General features: G+C 50.9%; 22 protein-coding genes, 12 tRNA genes and 1 rRNA gene. 2 read left to right on the top strand and 33 right to left on the bottom strand.

What is annotated here, in order from left to right; genetic code table 11:
- Position 1: 1 nt before the first annotated feature.
- The 20 genes from NSU14_RS00170 to NSU14_RS00075 form a co-directional block, all read right to left on the bottom strand.
- On the bottom strand, positions 2–316 hold the full coding sequence (locus NSU14_RS00170) for a hypothetical protein (RefSeq protein ID WP_039294205.1): 315 nt from the start codon (positions 314–316) through the stop codon (positions 2–4).
- A gap of 89 nt (positions 317–405) precedes the next feature.
- Positions 406–537, bottom strand: a complete 132-nt coding sequence (locus NSU14_RS00165; RefSeq protein ID WP_340941970.1) for a hypothetical protein — start codon at positions 535–537, stop codon at positions 406–408.
- Between the two features lie 51 nt (positions 538–588).
- A complete protein-coding gene (locus tag NSU14_RS00160) occupies positions 589–1,062 on the bottom strand; it encodes an XkdW family protein (protein ID WP_340941968.1) in 474 nt (157 codons plus the stop codon).
- A gap of 13 nt (positions 1,063–1,075) precedes the next feature.
- Positions 1,076–2,626, bottom strand: coding sequence for a hypothetical protein (locus tag NSU14_RS00155; RefSeq protein WP_340941966.1), 1,551 nt, complete (start codon positions 2,624–2,626; stop codon positions 1,076–1,078).
- 11 nt (positions 2,627–2,637) lie between these two features.
- A complete protein-coding gene (locus NSU14_RS00150) occupies positions 2,638–3,249 on the bottom strand; it encodes a putative phage tail protein (protein ID WP_076247127.1) in 612 nt (203 codons plus the stop codon).
- A gap of 2 nt (positions 3,250–3,251) precedes the next feature.
- Positions 3,252–3,587, bottom strand: coding sequence for a hyaluronate lyase N-terminal domain-containing protein (locus NSU14_RS00145; RefSeq protein WP_076247129.1), 336 nt, complete (start codon positions 3,585–3,587; stop codon positions 3,252–3,254).
- 12 nt (positions 3,588–3,599) lie between these two features.
- Positions 3,600–4,622 carry a DUF2793 domain-containing protein gene (locus NSU14_RS00140; protein WP_340941963.1) on the bottom strand — a complete coding sequence of 341 codons (1,023 nt, stop codon included), beginning with the start codon at positions 4,620–4,622 and terminating at the stop codon, positions 3,600–3,602.
- A 1-nt stretch (position 4,623) separates the two neighbouring features.
- Entirely contained in the window at positions 4,624–5,037 is a 414-nt protein-coding gene (locus NSU14_RS00135) for a hypothetical protein (protein WP_042140110.1), read from the bottom strand.
- Positions 5,038–5,039: 2 nt separating this feature from the next.
- On the bottom strand, positions 5,040–6,098 hold the full coding sequence (locus NSU14_RS00130) for a baseplate J/gp47 family protein (RefSeq protein WP_340941961.1): 1,059 nt from the start codon (positions 6,096–6,098) through the stop codon (positions 5,040–5,042).
- Positions 6,091–6,519 (bottom strand): DUF2634 domain-containing protein, encoded by a 429-nt coding sequence (locus NSU14_RS00125; protein WP_052422123.1) that lies wholly within the window; start codon positions 6,517–6,519, stop codon positions 6,091–6,093. Before NSU14_RS00125 ends, NSU14_RS00130 begins: the two co-directional genes overlap by 8 nt.
- Positions 6,516–6,809 carry a DUF2577 domain-containing protein gene (locus NSU14_RS00120; RefSeq protein ID WP_076247140.1) on the bottom strand — a complete coding sequence of 98 codons (294 nt, stop codon included), beginning with the start codon at positions 6,807–6,809 and terminating at the stop codon, positions 6,516–6,518. The genes NSU14_RS00125 and NSU14_RS00120 overlap by 4 nt, the downstream gene beginning before the upstream one ends.
- A gap of 5 nt (positions 6,810–6,814) precedes the next feature.
- Positions 6,815–7,777, bottom strand: coding sequence for an XkdQ/YqbQ family protein (locus NSU14_RS00115; RefSeq protein ID WP_042140113.1), 963 nt, complete (start codon positions 7,775–7,777; stop codon positions 6,815–6,817).
- Between the two features lie 12 nt (positions 7,778–7,789).
- Positions 7,790–8,536 (bottom strand): LysM peptidoglycan-binding domain-containing protein, encoded by a 747-nt coding sequence (locus tag NSU14_RS00110; protein ID WP_042140114.1) that lies wholly within the window; start codon positions 8,534–8,536, stop codon positions 7,790–7,792.
- A gap of 1 nt (position 8,537) precedes the next feature.
- On the bottom strand, positions 8,538–10,370 hold the full coding sequence (locus NSU14_RS00105) for a hypothetical protein (protein ID WP_340941954.1): 1,833 nt from the start codon (positions 10,368–10,370) through the stop codon (positions 8,538–8,540).
- A 192-nt stretch (positions 10,371–10,562) separates the two neighbouring features.
- Positions 10,563–10,985: a phage tail assembly chaperone gene (locus tag NSU14_RS00100; RefSeq protein ID WP_039294170.1), complete on the bottom strand. Its 423-nt coding sequence runs from the start codon at positions 10,983–10,985 to the stop codon at positions 10,563–10,565.
- A gap of 107 nt (positions 10,986–11,092) precedes the next feature.
- Positions 11,093–11,563: a phage tail tube protein gene (locus NSU14_RS00095; RefSeq protein ID WP_039294168.1), complete on the bottom strand. Its 471-nt coding sequence runs from the start codon at positions 11,561–11,563 to the stop codon at positions 11,093–11,095.
- A 1-nt stretch (position 11,564) separates the two neighbouring features.
- Positions 11,565–12,887 carry a phage tail sheath family protein gene (locus NSU14_RS00090; protein WP_076247150.1) on the bottom strand — a complete coding sequence of 441 codons (1,323 nt, stop codon included), beginning with the start codon at positions 12,885–12,887 and terminating at the stop codon, positions 11,565–11,567.
- Positions 12,887–13,093 (bottom strand): hypothetical protein, encoded by a 207-nt coding sequence (locus NSU14_RS00085; protein WP_076247153.1) that lies wholly within the window; start codon positions 13,091–13,093, stop codon positions 12,887–12,889. Before NSU14_RS00085 ends, NSU14_RS00090 begins: the two co-directional genes overlap by 1 nt.
- Positions 13,090–13,512: a phage tail terminator family protein gene (locus NSU14_RS00080; RefSeq protein WP_042140118.1), complete on the bottom strand. Its 423-nt coding sequence runs from the start codon at positions 13,510–13,512 to the stop codon at positions 13,090–13,092. The genes NSU14_RS00085 and NSU14_RS00080 overlap by 4 nt, the downstream gene beginning before the upstream one ends.
- 407 nt (positions 13,513–13,919) lie before the next feature.
- A complete protein-coding gene (locus NSU14_RS00075; protein ID WP_418794484.1) occupies positions 13,920–14,396 on the bottom strand; it encodes an ArpU family phage packaging/lysis transcriptional regulator in 477 nt (158 codons plus the stop codon).
- 292 nt (positions 14,397–14,688) lie between these two features.
- Between NSU14_RS00075 and NSU14_RS00070 the strand changes: the two genes are divergently transcribed.
- Positions 14,689–15,132 (top strand): helix-turn-helix transcriptional regulator, encoded by a 444-nt coding sequence (locus NSU14_RS00070; protein WP_340941949.1) that lies wholly within the window; start codon positions 14,689–14,691, stop codon positions 15,130–15,132.
- A 42-nt stretch (positions 15,133–15,174) separates the two neighbouring features.
- Entirely contained in the window at positions 15,175–15,588 is a 414-nt protein-coding gene (locus NSU14_RS00065) for an ImmA/IrrE family metallo-endopeptidase (RefSeq protein ID WP_039294354.1), read from the top strand.
- 79 nt (positions 15,589–15,667) lie between these two features.
- Here the strand turns inward: NSU14_RS00065 and NSU14_RS00060 are convergent.
- From NSU14_RS00060 to rrf, 13 genes are all read right to left on the bottom strand, one after another.
- Positions 15,668–15,741 (bottom strand) — tRNA-Pro (locus tag NSU14_RS00060).
- 18 nt (positions 15,742–15,759) lie between these two features.
- A tRNA-Gly gene (locus NSU14_RS00055) sits at positions 15,760–15,833 on the bottom strand.
- 12 nt (positions 15,834–15,845) lie between these two features.
- Positions 15,846–15,919, bottom strand: a tRNA-Pro gene (locus NSU14_RS00050).
- Between the two features lie 13 nt (positions 15,920–15,932).
- Positions 15,933–16,009, bottom strand: a tRNA-Arg gene (locus NSU14_RS00045).
- An 8-nt stretch (positions 16,010–16,017) separates the two neighbouring features.
- A tRNA-Gly gene (locus tag NSU14_RS00040) sits at positions 16,018–16,092 on the bottom strand.
- Between the two features lie 7 nt (positions 16,093–16,099).
- A tRNA-Leu gene (locus NSU14_RS00035) sits at positions 16,100–16,183 on the bottom strand.
- A gap of 16 nt (positions 16,184–16,199) precedes the next feature.
- Positions 16,200–16,272, bottom strand: a tRNA-Lys gene (locus NSU14_RS00030).
- Positions 16,273–16,277: 5 nt separating this feature from the next.
- A tRNA-Gln gene (locus NSU14_RS00025) sits at positions 16,278–16,351 on the bottom strand.
- 53 nt (positions 16,352–16,404) lie between these two features.
- Positions 16,405–16,480, bottom strand: a tRNA-Val gene (locus NSU14_RS00020).
- Positions 16,481–16,512: 32 nt separating this feature from the next.
- Positions 16,513–16,587: transfer RNA gene (locus tag NSU14_RS00015), tRNA-Glu, on the bottom strand.
- Positions 16,588–16,599: 12 nt separating this feature from the next.
- A tRNA-Thr gene (locus tag NSU14_RS00010) sits at positions 16,600–16,675 on the bottom strand.
- A gap of 1 nt (position 16,676) precedes the next feature.
- Positions 16,677–16,752, bottom strand: a tRNA-Asn gene (locus tag NSU14_RS00005).
- Between the two features lie 9 nt (positions 16,753–16,761).
- Positions 16,762–16,834: ribosomal RNA gene (rrf, locus tag NSU14_RS35885) — 5S ribosomal RNA — on the bottom strand; the annotation flags it as partial.

Below are 16,834 nucleotides of genomic sequence, written 5' to 3'. Positions count from 1 at the left end.
GTTATCCCCCCCTGTCTTCTTCATTAATACCATCCGAATTCTTGTTGCCCGCTGAATGGTCGATCTTCAATCGCTGCAGCACTTCAAGTGTCGGTGCCATGAAGTCGGACCGCTCTTTGTCGAGGATGTTCTGCAGCCTGTCCCTGTCTTCCTCGGCACGCTCCAGCAGTTCACGCGGCACCAGATTCCCCTTCACAATCGACCGCAAAAGCACAAGAAAAATCATTAGCAGAATCAAAGCGATGATGTAGGCCAGCCCATACTTATCTGCCAAAGGCAGCAGCTTCTCCAAATTCGCAACATCGTTGCTGTCCATTGCTTCACTCCCTTCTGAGTTGGTAAAAGAAATGCCCCCGTACGGGCCGGGGGCAAAATAAAAACGCCTTATAGGGCGCCTGCGGTTATCTATTCTTCGGTTACAAGAAACTCAAGGCCGCTATCTGCCAAAATTTCTTTAACTGCCAGCTTAAGTGTGGAAGGGACTTCACTATACTTGGTTTTACCCAGGGTTACGCGTTGTGCAAAAAATAATGCCATTATATCCTCACCACCTTTCCATATGAGCATGAGCTTATAAAAGACGAGGCATTATTGATAGACCTGCATTGCCATTTCGGCAATAATGTCTTCAATGAAATCCGCCCGTTCGGATAGCGCATTGTTCTGAGCTTTCAGCAGCAGATTTTCTTGTTGCAGTTGCTCAATCTCCGTCAGCTCCACTGGCTTATTAGCCTCAGCTTCCTGGTACGCTTCCCAGGCTGCTTGAAGTTCAGCTTCTGTCGGCTGTGGATCCAGCAGATTCCACACCGCGATAAAAGGTCCGCGCTCTACGAGATCGTAGTCTTCGCCTTCTACTAGAAGATTGTAGTCGATGCCGAAGCAGTAATGGATACCCTCAACCGGTTCTTCGCCGAATTCTGGCGATTTGATTTCGTAGCGGACACGGCCTTTTTCTTCGGCTCCGGGCCGCAGGACGGGTTCTGGGCCGTTGTCCTGGACGATGAAATCCTGCATTGGGTTGGCGTCTGGGTATAGATACATGATTGCTAGTGCTATATTCATCAGGTTTCCTCCTTTATGCAACTCTAATTATTGATGCATGTGTATATACTCCGTTATTATCTACAGTGCATGAAATTGATGGGAGTACATGGAAGGTGACAACTGCTCCCGCACCCAAATACAACTGAGCAGCACCCGTCGCATGTCCACCAGGAGTACCTGCCAATACATGTCCAGCAGCTATAAGAGCGTTAAAATTCCCGTCGATAAATATGCCTCCAAGAATCCTTTCATTAAACGATGATGCAGAAAATGTAAGAGCGAACCGTATGCAAACCATATATGTGCCGCTCTCCGGAACTACAAACCTTGAATTCGTTAAATCAACAATTCCTTTTTGATTCGCGAAATTAGTAGTGAAGAGTAGTTTCTGCCATGCGTTAGCTGTAAAAGATTGCGTGGTCGTATTGTTCCCCCGCGATAGTTCACCAGAAGGCCTTAATGCATTGGTATTATCTCCCCATGGGTTAACTATACCGCCAAAGCTATTGTGTACAATACCGCTCGGTATCGCACCCCCGTACGTAACAACTGAACTGCTGGCAGGCAGGATTGATGTAACATTGTTCACACCGTTGCAGGAATTAATTGTGACTTGGGCTCGATCCGTATGAATAGCTATTTCATGGTTCGATATTGTGCAGTTTTCGATCATCCCTTTTTGATTATAAAAAGCTATGCCATCCGTTGCCGCCGCAACCGTAGATACGCAGCTTTTAAAATCAACTGTCCCACCGTCATAGGCGAAAAAGGCGGTCTTTGTCATAGAGGTTGCCGTGAACCCTGTGACCAGAACACGCAAACATCTTTCCAACGTGATTGACTGTACAATTGCGGATGTACCTGTAATGTTTACATACCCACCGCCTTGTTTACCACTCATTAAGACGTCTTCCGCATATGTTCCCACCGCAACATTGACTGAAACAGTGTGATTAACCGTCTGAGGGACCATACTGATTGCCTTGCTGATCGTCTTAAATGCCCCGCCCGCACTATTCCCCAGCCCCGTATTCCCATCATTCCCATCCGTCCGGACATAATAGGTAATATCGGCCGTCGTCTGCTGAGGTGTAGTAGTCAGATTCGACTTCCCATTCAGCTGCCCCTGAATCCCCGACGTCACCCCATCCAAATACCCAAACTCCGCATTAGACACAACACCCGTCCCGATCTTAGTCGCATCAATCGCTGCAGCGGCATTAACGTCCGCATTCACAATCACCCCCGGAGCAATCGCCGTTACGCCATCCCCCGTGCTGGTTACATCCCCGGTATGATTGGGATGAACATAATTATTCGCCCCGGCAGCCACGCCGTCCAGCTTCGCCTTATCCGCTGCAGCCATCAGCCCGGCGGCGGACGCAGTAGCGGCTGCGGTGGATGCCTTGGCATTCCAACCGGTGCGCTCAGCAGCCGTGATATGCTTGACCGCATCTGCGGCATGATCCTGCACAGCCTTGACGGCTGTGTCCAGAATATCCATATTGCCGTTCAAATCCGTAATATCTACAATGTCTGTACCATCCGGCTTTTTCAGCCCCAAATTCCCCGTTGTTTTCATCGCTCACACTCCTATTCGTATACTCTTAATTCGTTCCAGGTTCTGGCATGTGCACTATTCCAGGTAAGCTTCATAACAGAGTCCCACCAGGTGTAGCTGTACACGAAGCTATAATCCAGATGTGCCGGTTTAATCTCCTCCATGATCTGGATCAGACCCGCCATATTGGCGGGGATACCCAGCGTGCCGACGAAACGCACCTCGAAGCTGTACGCTCCAGGCACCTCCACCACCTCAACATCCCCGCCGGAAAAAGCGGATGCCGTCCGCCGGATCATCTCCGGCGTGGTCGTTCCGCTACCCCGCAGCTTGGCCTTGATCATCTCCCGGCGGGTTGCGTAAGACTTGCCCGTATCCGAAGTCAGCGCCAGCATCCGCTCCCAGCGGGACAGACTCCACGTTGCAGACTCCAGAGCCTTCTGCGCATCGCTGTCAGCCATCGCATAGGCAAGCTCACCGCACTGCGCACCGGCGCTCGCCTGCAGCTGCTCCATCTCGGGCACGCCCTGGTAATACTCCGGCAGGTACTTCATCAGATCCGGGATATTAACCTCCGGCCCCTCCCCCGTCACACCATCTGTCGAATACTCCAAAAGGCCATATATACTGTCTCCGTAGGCCACGGCTACACCCCCTTAAGCTGATTCCAGGTTAGCGGACCTTTGGGCATATACTCATGCGTATGGGCCGCCGGCGGGAATACGGATGGCTTGCCGTCCACACCGGACCAAGGCACACTATCCGCAACCTGCGCGTAATCGACCTTGCCATTGTTATTGGTATCATAGATGCTCTTCAGCATGTCGCCGGTGCTTTGGGCGGCTACCAGCAGCAAATTGCTGCTGCCGTTCCCAATGTAGAGCTTGCCTGTATCGGTGCAGTAGCCCAGTTCGCCTGCGGCAAGCGTACCCAGCGCACTTTCCAGGCCGCGGCGGATTTGAATCAATGTCTTCAGTGCCATGGTCACCGCCCCCTAGAATGTTCCGCCATCTATACTGCCCACTGTCAGCCGGTTGCCGTTGCCCGCATCATACACAATGCTGCTTCCGTCCACGTTGGCTGCAACACCTGCCGCATCTACAGTAATTCCTTTGCCTGCTGTGACAGCAATTGCATCCGCACTTACCGTAATCCCGTTGCCCGCTCCGATATTCAGCGTCACCGCATCAGCTTGTCCGCCGCCGATGAGTCCGCTCCCCGCAGTAATAGTCTGTAGCGCCCCGCCCGTCCGCACCCAGGCGGTCCCGTTCCAGCTGTAAATTTTCTGTTCATCATCCACATAAGCCGTCCAGCCGACCGCAGGAACATAATACACCCAGACCGCAGATTGGTACTCTGCGACCTGATTGGTTTTCCCTGCCCATACACCGGTAGCTCCAGCCGGGATGATATACCGTTCACCTTCAACCGGACTGGCCGGCGGAGCGGTCAGATTCTGATCCTTGACCGAAGCCTGAGGCTCAATATTATGCTTAGCCAGCTCAATCTCATTTTTGATTTTTTGCGCAGACCACAGATCTGTAATTGCCGTACCCGTATCATTGATCAACCGGTGCTTAGTGGCATCGTCGATATGGGTTTTGATCTCTGCTGCGGTCTTCGTATTGGTGCCGTCCGACACCTTATTGGGATGACCTGCAGTGATGTCCGCCTTGAGTACTTTGGCATAGGTAGTGCCGTCTGCGATATCATCCACGGTGCCGGTCAGATCTGTTAATTTCTGCGCATTCACCCGGCGCCAGGCCGCCCCCTCATCAAAGTACAAATAACCGCTGTTACTTCCGCTGCTCACATAATACAGCCGGCCCACTGACGCTGCCGCAGGACGCGAAGCTTCTGGACCGGACAACGCCCGTCCGACCATGGAATTGGAGCTACCATCTCCGATATACATCTCTTTCGTGTCTGTACAAAAGCCCATTTCGCCGGCCTTCAGCGTCCCGTAAGTGGACAGCTCTGCCCGCGTACCGCGTTTCACTTGAATAGTTTGTGCCATTTTACACCTCTCTTTTGAAAGATCCGCCGTCAATCAGCCCGGCCTTTTTATAACGCTCCAGCTCACTCTGCGTGGCTGTCAGCCCTGTCTGCAGCTGATTCACATCATCCGCTTCCACCGTATCTCCCGGCGTTTCGTAAGTCACATACACTTCCGGCACATCGGCATAGATCTTAATCATCCGCCGCCAAGGCGCCTCGTCAGGAAAAGACACCGAGTAATTCCGCACCTCAGTCCCGCTATAACGTGAGCCTGTATAGACGGATAGGGTCTGATTATTGATGTTATCGTGGGCAAGAAGCCCGCTGTATACACCGCCTGCAAGAAGAAGCTTCTCCTCGACGACATAGCTGCTGCCGTTTGCTTTTTTGTTCAACTTGTCCTGAAAGACGTCAATCTGCTCCGGATATCCCATCGCTACACCTCCAGTACGACATTGCCGAATAGCGGCACTTCAGTTTCGTTTAGAGTCACATTTCCCGTCCCGCCGTTCAGCTTCAGACCGCTATAATCCATAACACCCTCGGTATCCAGCAGCAGCGATCCAACTACGGATTGACTGATATAGGTGGCGGCAAAAGCCTTCTCTTTGCGGTATTTCTCCAGAATCGCTGTAAAAGCATTAATGACCGGCTGCAGCGCATAACCCGCTGCCAGTGTAACCCTGGCAGTGACGTTAATGGTTTTGCCTGTGGCCGATTCCACCGTCACTACAGCTCCCACCGGAGCTTGTCCTTCGCCAAGTCCCGGAGCAGGATCAATGTATTGCTGCACTTGAGAGACCAGCAGCGCGGAAGCAGGCTTATGCTCCGCATTTACAATGACCACTTTGACCGTCTTCGGTCCGGCCCATAGCGGAAAGACCCGCGCTCCCCCTACGCCCTGGATGTCCTGTGCCCATTCCATATAATGATATTTATTGCCGCTCGTCGAAGGCCGTCTTGCCGAATCAAAGTACCGCTGGCGCAGCGCCTCATCTGACTCCGCATCCGTACCGGGAACGAGCAGTGCCGTAATCTCCCCACGTGCCAGCCCCGGGATATAATCGATGGGCAGCAGCGCACCCGAGTACTGATTCCCCTCTGCACTGGCGGTCTCACTTTCGAGACTGTACGTTCCGGGTGACAGCTTCTCCGCCGCGCTATAGTTGAGCAAGCCCAGCGAAAACCGGCTGCCCAGAGGAACATCCAGCAGTTCCCCTCCGCTGGTATAGAACTTTCCGCTCAGCTGCGCTTTTCCTGCGGGGTGACGGGTGATTCCCGTCCAGGCAATGCTGCGTTCCAGATACTCACCACCCGCTGTATCAGGGAAATACAGATTATTGCTGACCTCAAGCTCAATATACATCTGGGCCATTTCGGCCGCCGCCGGAGCGAGTGCATCATAAATAATGCTTCCCTCGCGCTTGTCCATCCCTTCCGGAACCCGGTCCAGCATGCGTTCGAGCAGGGCCTCATAGGTCTGATCTTCATACACCGGCAATCTCCTCCTTTCTCAGTTCAAAATTGCCGTAAACCGTGACAGCTGTGCAGCTGAAGCTTACCGTATCACCGTTAAAAAGAATTTCCACATCCTCAAGCTGCTGAATCCGCTCATCCTGAAGCAGCGCCTCACTTACGATTCTGCGCAGCTCCGGCCGGGCCAGCAGCCTGTCCTGTCCCAGTACGAGACTCCATTCCGTTCCGTAGTTTGGACTATAGATCAAATGCTCGAAACGGGCGGTCTGCAGCACCTTAACTGCTGCCTGTTTCACTGCCTCAAGTCCATCCATACGTCCGGCTATCCGCTTGTGCTCAAAATCCATCCGGTACGTTAGGCTGGGGCTAATGCCTGAAGCTGTTGCACTCCCCTCAAGAGCTGCCGTAACCGGACCCGATCTGCCGATTGCCGGGATCATAGGTCCACCAGCCGATCCAGAACGATATAGCTCTGCCCGCCCTGCATCCGGACGAGCAGCACGCGGTCACCCGCTGCCAGACCCCGGCGGAGCAAGATCTCTCTGCCCTCAAGCACTGCCTTGCTCTCCATCACGGACTCTGGCACAACCAGCGCCGGTCCAGTCAGAATGAACCGCTGCTCCACCTGGATCTGCAACGGCTGTGCCCCGACTACCGTTCCATAAGAAAAAGCCACCGGATTCGTATTCGATACGGCCCCGAGGCTTGCTTGTTTAATAATATCGAGCATGTCTTCTACACCACCTTAATGTCTAGGGACATCGTATGCTCCCCGCCTGAAATCTTATGGCTGCATTGGTCGACCAGAAACAGCTGCGTCTCAAACTCATCAAGCAGTACATAGATGAAATTCCCGGCCCGGACCCGAATATCACCAATCGCTTGTACAGAGAGGCTAAGCTTCTCGCGGTTATGCAGCTTGAGCAGATTGCCTGCCTTCTCCTGGATTTGCGCAGCATTCGCCTTGTCATCCGCCTTCTGGTACAGATGAAGAATTCCCCAGCGTTCCACATTTTCCTTATCCGTTGCCGGGAAAAACTCACGTTTGCCGGTTTCCTCATTGTCTTGATAGAGCAGGATCGTATTGTACGTATCATCGTCAATGCTTCTTTTAAGCGAATAATCATACAGATAATGACCAGCACCAAGGATCACATTCAGCAGCATTGCCTGAGGCGCACGCAGGGTCAGCTTTCCGAAATCATCATAAAAAGCCATCAGCTGGCCCATATACTGCAGCTCGCTGCCGATGGCGCCCATAATAATATCAAGCAATTTTTTATTATCCTCGATCAGGGAGGGAATCGTGTACTTCGCCGGGTCCAGCACTCCGAGCCGAAGGCCATAGTCTGTAGCGACTTTGCGGATCAGCTCACTTGCAGTAATATCCTGCAGCACGTAGCTGCCGTTGCCCAGCAGATAACGGATCTGGTCATACGCCGTCAGCTTAATTTCCTGATTCGCTCCCGTATCGATGCTGAAGACGAATCCGTAGAATACATCAATCCCGTCTTTCCTGAACTGCACAATATCCCCGTTACTGATGCCGAACTTCGCATGCTGATAAATCCCGCTGTCCGCCAGCGTAAGCTCTAGTGTGGCAGGCTTTCCGGTACGCGTGGTTTTCCATGAGATATCAGTGGCAATCCCGGAAACATCCCAGATCGCGCCTTCTTTATTGATTACTATTAATTCCATCGCCATGGCCTCCTACGACAGCTTAATCACTCTGCCGATTTTAAGCTTCTTCAGTTCACTGTCCGGGATACTGTTAAGCTTTTGCAGAGTTTTGCTTTTGCTGCCGTCACCCAGGTGCTTTTGAGCAATAGACCAGAGGGTATCCCCGGCTTTGATCGTATAAGTGGCGGGAGCTGTCTTCTCGCTTGCCCGTTTCTGCTGCGTCTTCACTTCACCCTTGTTGTCAACCTTCATGGCTAACGCCTGGTAGAACACATATTTTTTGAGACCGATAGTATACTCGATATCCCCGGAAGAACCCGCACTCAGCTTCCAGGAGAAGCTTTCAATGCTGACCGCCATATTGATGCCAATGTCCCCGGTAAAAGTCTGCTGCGCCTGCGTATTCGCCTGCTTCAGCCAATCTGGAGTCTGCGTATCCTGCATATTCACCGCCTTCAGCCCCGAGAAAACAAACCGGACCGGCCTGCGGCTCAGCATCCATTTCCGGATCAGCTCCACATATTCATAGGGCTTCAGCAGCTTGCCGGCATTCTCTCCCGAATACACCACAAACGGATAATACTGAGCCGGAAAAATACTCTCAATGGTGATCTCCGTCAGCTTCGGATAGGCAATAGCATTGATCTCGCCAAAATCAATGACCGTATAGCTCTTGCTGTCGCCATTCTCTTTGATCTCGAGGGTCTCAGGGTTAACCGGAAGCCGGATCACCTCTTCATAGTTGTTGAAGCTAAGATAGAACCCATACTCCTCCATGTTACGTGTACACCCCCTGGGCCGTAGAGACAAATTCCTCTTTCAGCTTTTGCCCGATCTTCGTGATGATGGAGTCAATATCGCCGGAGTTATTAATATTACCCGTTGTTACCTGCACAGTTGGCGTCAGCTCGACAAAATTCTGAATCGACTGAATCTCCGCCAGCTCCCGCAGCATGTCCAGGTCATCACTTGAGATATCCACCTTTTCATTAATAGAACCTACTTCGCCCACTTTGTTGACGCTGTTGATGTTCGCTGCAGCGGCTTGAGCAGGATTCTGGGATTTATCATCTTTAGGCTTAGCCTGATCCAGCTTGGTATTGAATTTATTGACTACAGCTAATGTTTTGTCCTTGTACTCCTCTACAGCCTGGACGGTATCCACAAATTTTTTCTTTGGGGTATTGTATACATCCTTAGTTGATGTAGGCTCTACCAGGGTACCTTGAGCATTCTTAACCATATCACTGAAGACATGCGGATTCTCTGCTTCAAGAAAGTTAGGTTTGAAATCGGCCAGAAATTCAAAACCGGGGAATTTGCTTAACCACCCTGCCATAACTTGAATTCCCTTAAGTACAAAATTGATGCCTTCTGCTATGGCCTTTACGAAACCGCCTGCAAAGCTTTCAACACCTAACGCCATTTGGTAAATGAAGCCCAGGAAATTCGTTGCCAGGTCATAAAACAGCTTCTGAACCGCATATGTCGGATCAATAAACAAGTTACGGAAGAAGTCTGCAAATGAAACGAAGTTATTATAGAGACCGATAACAAAATTCTCTATCGTTGCCCGCAGCCAGCCAAAAGCTCCCCCGATAAAAGCCACTACCTCGTTTACGGACACACCTGCTTGTTGAAGAATATAGATAAGCAGCGCTACAGCCGCAACAATTAAAAGGATCGGCCACATGCCTACAAGCCACGCGGCAGCAAGATTATATAACTGCACAATCATTGCAGCTATGAAGACAATGGCAATGGCCGCAAGGATCGGCCCTACAACATCCCAGTTCTCCTGGAACGCTGTAAACATATACAAGATGCCATTTACAACTTCTCCAATCACAGCAGCTATTACCAAGAATGCATTCGCGATCAGATTTAGTGCAGTAGACATTCCTTCAGACTGAAATGCATTATTCAAGGTATCCAGAATCGGACGCAACGCAACGATGGCTTTTTGACCCATCATTTCAACTGCGCTATCCATGTTGCCCTGCAGCTTGTTCCATTTCCCCTTATCTTCTTCCGTTGCGTTCGCAGCTATCGCTTTCGTACCCAGAGACTTAACCTTATCGAACACACCGCCAAGGTCCAGTGAACCCAAGGAGTCCTTCGTTTTGGAGAGGAATCCCGGCTCCGCTGCTTTCCGTGCCTTTTCTGCTGCCTTTTGTTCCTTTTCCGCTGCAGCTTCCTTCTTCTTGTTCTGCATATAACCTATGGCTTTATCCCCAACGTAAGTGATTAGTTCGAATCCGCCTACGTCCAGTGCCTTCATTATTTTTTGAACTTCACCCATGAATCCGCTTTTGGCATTCCGGACACCGTTATTATCCGGATCGTCATCGTTAGAACTGCCCGCAGAGCGGCGGGACCTGGAAGAGTCACCTTCATCCGCGATCCGTCTGGCCGCTTCCTGAGACTGCATGAACCCTTCCATGAAAGACTTGTTTTTCTCTTCATACACCCGCTCCAGTATCTGCTGCAGATCACCCAGCGAGTGGCTGGCCCGGTTAAAATTCTGGTTCAGCCGGTCCCACTGTGAGTTCACATTTTGCCAGACGGTTAATGCTGTTACGGGAACCAATGCTGTACTCGTAATTTCCATTCATTCACCCCCTTCATCTCTTCTTCCCCTTACTCCGGGCGCGCTCCCGCTTCTCCTTGTCCACGCGCACAGCAATCATGGCATAGATCGCCGCACGTTCGCGGACGGAGAGCTTCATCAGCTCATGCGGCAGAATATGCAGCTCGTGGAGGGCGTAGTAGGCCAGATTGGCCTCACCATCGCCCTCGTTGATTAGTTTTTTACGTCATCTACCAGCTCGTTCATATCTGTAGCGAAGCCGTTCAGGGCCTGTACCCGCTCTCCAAGCGCCGCGAACTCACCGGGCAGCAGCATTTTGCGCAGCAGTGATTCGGCCCCCATCACCCCATAAGAACGCTGCAGCTCGGTATTCTTCAGATCCGGATGCACTACGCTTGCTGTCATCAGCTTGGCCATATACTCATTGGGATCAATCTCTGTGGTGTAGGTGCCGTTTTTTCCTTTGACCTTGCGGGTTGCGGCTTTGCGGCATTCCTGGTTCTCATCCTCATTCATGCTGCGCAGCTTCCAGACGGCAGCTTTACCTTCCTTATCCTTGAAACGTTGCGAGACCACAAACTCCTCTGTTGTATCACATGCCGCATTTTGTGCAAAAAACAAACTTAATTCACTCATGTTGTTCCTCCCGGATTCTTATTGTGTATCAACAAAAGAAGAGACCCGCCGCCATATAATACGCCCGGGTCTTTCCAGCTGTTGTCTATGGATATGCCTGCTTAATCTTATTGGCCGGAATTTGCCGGGGCACTGAAGGGCTGAACCAATTCCACATCCTCAAAGGTAAAGCTGACCTCTTCCTCAAGCGCATCCGATTCCGTATCCAGCGAGGCCATAATGACACTGTCCAGATTAACATCCTTCAGCATGATGCGCTGCGCGCCAACTGTAGAGGACGGATCTTCATTCGTCACAATAATACTGAAATATTGGTCAATCCCCGTCTTCATGTATTCCAGCATCATTTGGCGGAAACGGCTCGTCATATAGAAAATCGTCATCGTACCGCTGCCCGACCATCCGGTTGCCTTATGCTGCACCCCGCGGCGGCCAAGCGTTTTCACTTCCGCCTTCTGCTTCTCCACCGTGGCCTCCAGCGTTTTTACATAGAACATTTCTTCCGTCTGTCCGTTAATTGTGGCATAGGCCCGGCCCTCCTGGCCGGATAGCGTATCGCTGGCTTTCAAGAATGTCATCTTAAACCACCTTCACTTTCATATATACTTTTTCTACGGAATCCACCGGCTTCACAGCCACATCCAGTACAACACTGTCACTGTCCGCTCCCGGGGTAACTACAATATCGCTCTGTGCGTTGAAGTTCTCAATCGCCCCCAGGTTCTGCAGATCATTCATATAGGTAACGCACTGCGACCAGAACAGCGCACGCCCGTCTTCATTATTCGGCAATTTACCGATGAAGTAATTCTCAAAAATCCGCTTCAAATCTCCGGCGATTCCATCCAGCACGCGCAGCACACGGTTTTTGGAGAATGCCTTCCCCTTGTCTGGTGAAAAGGAAGTGAACGTGTTGATATCCTGCTCGACCACAGCCCGGCCGCCATTATACGTAAAGAGCAGTTCACCGTCTGTAAGCGCGGCTACGGTCTCGGAATGGCTGAAGCGCACATCCGCGTCAACGGCATCATCATAGGCCTGATAAGTCAGAGATTCGTTCACTGCAGCGGCGGCAGTAGCACCGGCTACCCAAGCCACGGCATGCGCTTTATCCACCACGGTTCCATCACTCAGCACTACACCGTTTGCCACACTGATAATGCCCTCATGGTCAGCCGTAGCATAATCGGACAATACCGCCTGGACCTTCTTGCCTTCCGTATTGCGCAGACGCTTCACATAAGCGCTATATAGCGCCTTGAGTGTGTTATCCTCGGATACCAGCCCCACAGTCTGGAAGTCCTGAACCTCCAGCGCCGCCAGGAAGTCGCTATGTTCTGCATTCGTTACCGTACCATTCGCACCGCTTACAAGCGGCATTCCAGCTGTTAATGTCAGCGCACCGGGTCCATTCGGCTTAAATTCTACATAGTCGTTCGCAGTCAGCCCGGCAGCCGCAGCTACTGTCTGCTTGTCCACCTCTGTATTCTCAAGCAAAGTCCGCACATCGAACTGAGCGTTGTCGTCGATATTCTTTTCGATAACGATCTTGAGTGCGTTTCCGCGTTCCCCACCATACAGCGCTGTAGCCTGAACCCCGTTATTGGTGACAGTAGCCTTAACTCCCTGATTCAAGCGGTAGAGCAGCAGCGTACCTGCCCGTTTCAGCACCTCTCTTACCGGCAGCAGCTGCGAATCTGTCAGATCAAACCCTAGCTTCTGCTTGAAATCATCCTGGGCAGTAAGCTTAAGAATGACTCCAGCTTGTCCCCAAGGCAGCGTAAGCGCCAGGGCCGCCGTACCGCGTTCCCCCATTTTACCTGACACGCTTCCGTTCGAAGCCACATTTACATATACCCCCGGACGCACCTTGTTTTGTGTTGTCCATGTTCCTCCAGCCATTAGATAACCTCCTTATTTAGATAAAGCTCCATTAATTGCTTAGCCTCTTCCAGGGTGTAGCTCCCGCTCTCTTGCAGAACTACTTCCAGTACATCTTTTTCCTTCGGCGTGTATACGACAGAACCCATAATCTGCTTCTTGCCAAAAGCATTCTGCTCTTCCCCGCCCCGCTTCAGTTCACTTGCATTCGTTTCCTTTGAACTCATTTCAGCCGTGCTCCTTCTGTGAAGTGACCCATCAGTTCTGACTCGCCCTGCGGCTGCTTCTGCTTCTGGAGATAGAGCATATAGTCCACTGTGAACAGCGGCCCATGTCCCTCTGCTCCTGCCTCCCATGACTGGCGAATCACACGAAAAGAAGAATTCCCGCTTTCCCTGGCCGCCAGCGCTTCACACAAGCCGTCCGCCATGCTCTCTGCATCCAGCAGACTTCCCTGCTCGTAGCGGATACCGAAGCGGTACACCGCCATATATCGGCCTTCCCGCTGCCGGTCGTACGTTGCTGAGATGAGCTCCGGTTTGAAGTAGGCTGACTGCGGCTTGTCCCCTTCCACATAGACAGGTACATCCGGATAAAACTGTGCCAGCGCATCTGTGATGTTCTCCCGCAATTGTTGTACAGTCATGATTTCATTCCTCTCAAGATTAGTTGTGATAATCCCTCCCCCCTTCCTGGAATCACAACGGATACTATCCTGACAAGAATAATATCCGCTTGTATTAGGCAACTGCTGAAGGAACTTCCACCACACTTGTGCCTCAGCCACCAAGGGACTGTATCTTGTAGAGCATTCATGCTCCTGCGGTGTCCTTCTGCTTCATTTGCCATGTTATAAATATAGACCCTTTGAATCCTTGCGCAGACGCTATTATAGAGGAGAAAGGACTAACTTCCGGAGACCCTTGGGATGAAAAAAGGAGGTACCAGTGGTGCCGCAAAAAAAGCCGCATCACCCATTGGGCAACACGGCTTCGTGCACTACTTATTATCTAAACGTGAAGCGCTTCAGCTTCAGCAGGCAGTCTGCTATTTCTACTTGCGGGTCCCTGATGTTTTCTCTAGCGAAGCTAATGACAACAACTGCAGATCTGCGAGCGCCAGCGCCATCTTATAGAACGCCTTCGACCTTATTTTCACATAAGTGTCCTTGCTCACCGGGGGATCAAACACATGATTATAGATCGTGTAGTCGTAGCTCTCCTCTCTGCGCAAGTAACGCTCCCGCACAAGCTGCTGTTCTCTAAGTGTAAGTCTCTCTACTACGGAATCTATCATTGCACAGTATGCTCTTCTTGCAGCTGGCACATCCACGTTATGAGTTGCTATGGCCGCCGTCTGATCCGTAACCGAGTTAGTCGCGCCATGGAATCTTTCCGTATAGGAGTACGTAATCCCGGCCTCTTTAGCCTCGAAAGTTACGGTCTTAAAAATACGGTATTTCTCCAGCATATTCTCTATAGTGACCTGAGTAAGACGGCGGTCAAGCTCGGGCAGCGAAGCTAGAATCATCATGTTAACCACTCCTTTTGATGTCATACAGATTTGAGAACTTTATTGCGGACCTTTCCAGCGAAATGTGGTAGAATTCTACTTGTTCGTATGTTGTTCGCATTTTTCAATAATATACCACTTATCTGCCAATTCCGTAAAATGCCATTTAGGCCCGTTTTAGAGCATAAACAAGCTATATTCATTATTTATCTTACCTTTTGGCAATAATAGCCGCTTTATTGTTTACCTATTGGCATAAATAGCTTATATTAATAGCAACAGCTTATTAGGTGATAAGGAGTGGTTAACGATGGCAGAGGAATTCGGGAACTATCTGAAACAGCTACGGGAAGGAAAGGGACTGACAATCAATCAGTTGGCATCCCTTGCCGGGATTAGCGGAGCACAAATTTCGCGGATAGAGAATGGACTGCGGGGCGTCCCTAAGCCGGCTACACTGCGTAAGATTGCTGAAGCGACCGATGTCTCTTATGAGGAGCTTATGGGCCATGCCGGTCATTTAACCGAATCACAGAGCAGTACTGGAGGGTTAGTGCCCGCATGGGCTACGAGTAAGGATAAACGGGATTTCCGTCAAATGCTTGAGGATGATGGCGAGCTGATGTTCGACGGAATCCCACTGAACAAGGAGGATAAGCAGCGGATCAAGGATGTATTAACAGGCCTATTCTGGGAGGCCAAGCAGATGAACAAAAGAACCAAGCCCAAGCACGATTCAGGTACGAAGGAATAGCCAGGCAATCATACAACTATTAACATGCTGCGGGTGAAGAATATGGATGAGCTAATCAAGCGTCTGGTCAAAAAATATAAAACCAACAACCCCTTCGAGCTGGCTGGGGCCCTCGGCATTCACATCAGATTCATCAATCTGGGCGAAGGCACCAAGGGCTTGTATTACCGTAAGTTAAGAAGAAGGTTTATCGTCATTCATAATGAGCTGCCTCTGGAGTGGCAGCGGTTTGTATGTGCGCATGAATTGGCTCATGACCGTCTGCATAAAGGGGTCAACCGTTTTTTCCTGGAGGAAAACTCTTTTTTCTCACCGGGGAAGCTGGAGCGTCAGGCTAATATATTCGCAGTGAAGCTGCTATCCGCTGGAACTTCTATCGAGCAGGATGAATCTTTACAGAGCTATTATGCAAGGATCGGCATCCCGGCAGAGGTTGTCTTTTTTTTAGACGATTAAAGGAACATATGTTCCTTTAATAACGCAACAAAAAACTCTTACCGAAGTAAGAGTTCATTGCCAGCTATTAGCTGTGTTATCGGGATGACACGATTTGAACATGCGACCCCCTGGTCCCAAACCAGGTGCTCTACCAAGCTGAGCTACATCCCGAAACTATGAAATTTAATATGGAGCGGGTGATGGGAATCGAACCCACGCTATCAGCTTGGAAGGCTGAAGTTCTACCATTGAACTACACCCGCAAAGGTGAAATATCGGGATGACACGATTTGAACATGCGACCCCCTGGTCCCAAACCAGGTGCTCTACCAAGCTGAGCTACATCCCGATGAAGTTATAAATGGCGCGCCCTGAGAGATTCGAACTCCCGACCTTTTGATTCGTAGTCAAACGCTCTATCCAGCTGAGCTAAGGGCGCAAAAATTATGGAGCGGACGACGGGAATCGAACCCGCGACCCTCGCCTTGGCAAGGCGATGCTCTACCGCTGAGCCACGTCCGCAAACAAGTGGTGCGCGTGAAGGGACTTGAACCCCCACGTCTTACGACGCCAGATCCTAAGTCTGGTGCGTCTGCCATTCCGCCACACGCGCATAAAACTAATAAAAGTGAGCCATGAAGGACTCGAACCTTCGACACCCTGATTAAAAGTCAGGTGCTCTACCAACTGAGCTAATGGCTCGCAATTGGCAGGGGATATAGGATTCGAACCTATGATGACGGAGTCAGAGTCCGTTGCCTTACCGCTTGGCGAATCCCCTACAATAGATACCTATATAATGCCCACAATCTCCCACAAATATCAAGAAAATTATGGTGGAGGCTGAGGGGTTCGAACCCCCGACCCTCTGCTTGTAAGGCAGATGCTCTCCCAGCTGAGCTAAGCCTCCATATGTATGGTGACCCAAAGGGGTATAAAAATTGGTGACCCGTATGGGATTCGAACCCATGTTACCTCCGTGAAAGGGAGGTGTCTTAACCCCTTGACCAACGGGCCTTAGTAAATCTGTGGAGCTCTCAACCGGATTCGAACCGGTGACCTCTTCCTTACCATGGAAGCACTCTACCTGCTGAGCTATGAGAGCATGGCTCCCCGAACAGGACTCGAACCTGTGACAACTCGATTAACAGTCGAGTGCTCTACCAACTGAGCTATCAGGGAATATTGTCCGCTTGGCAGCGTCCTACTCTCCCAGGACCCTTCGGTCCAAGTACCATCGGCGCTGGAGGGCTTAACGGTCGTG

It is taken from the genome of Paenibacillus sp. FSL R10-2771, assembly GCF_038000205.1.
In the GTDB taxonomy this organism is placed as follows: domain Bacteria; phylum Bacillota; class Bacilli; order Paenibacillales; family Paenibacillaceae; genus Paenibacillus_AQ; species Paenibacillus_AQ phytohabitans.
This window is presented reverse-complemented; position numbering and strand designations above follow the sequence as displayed.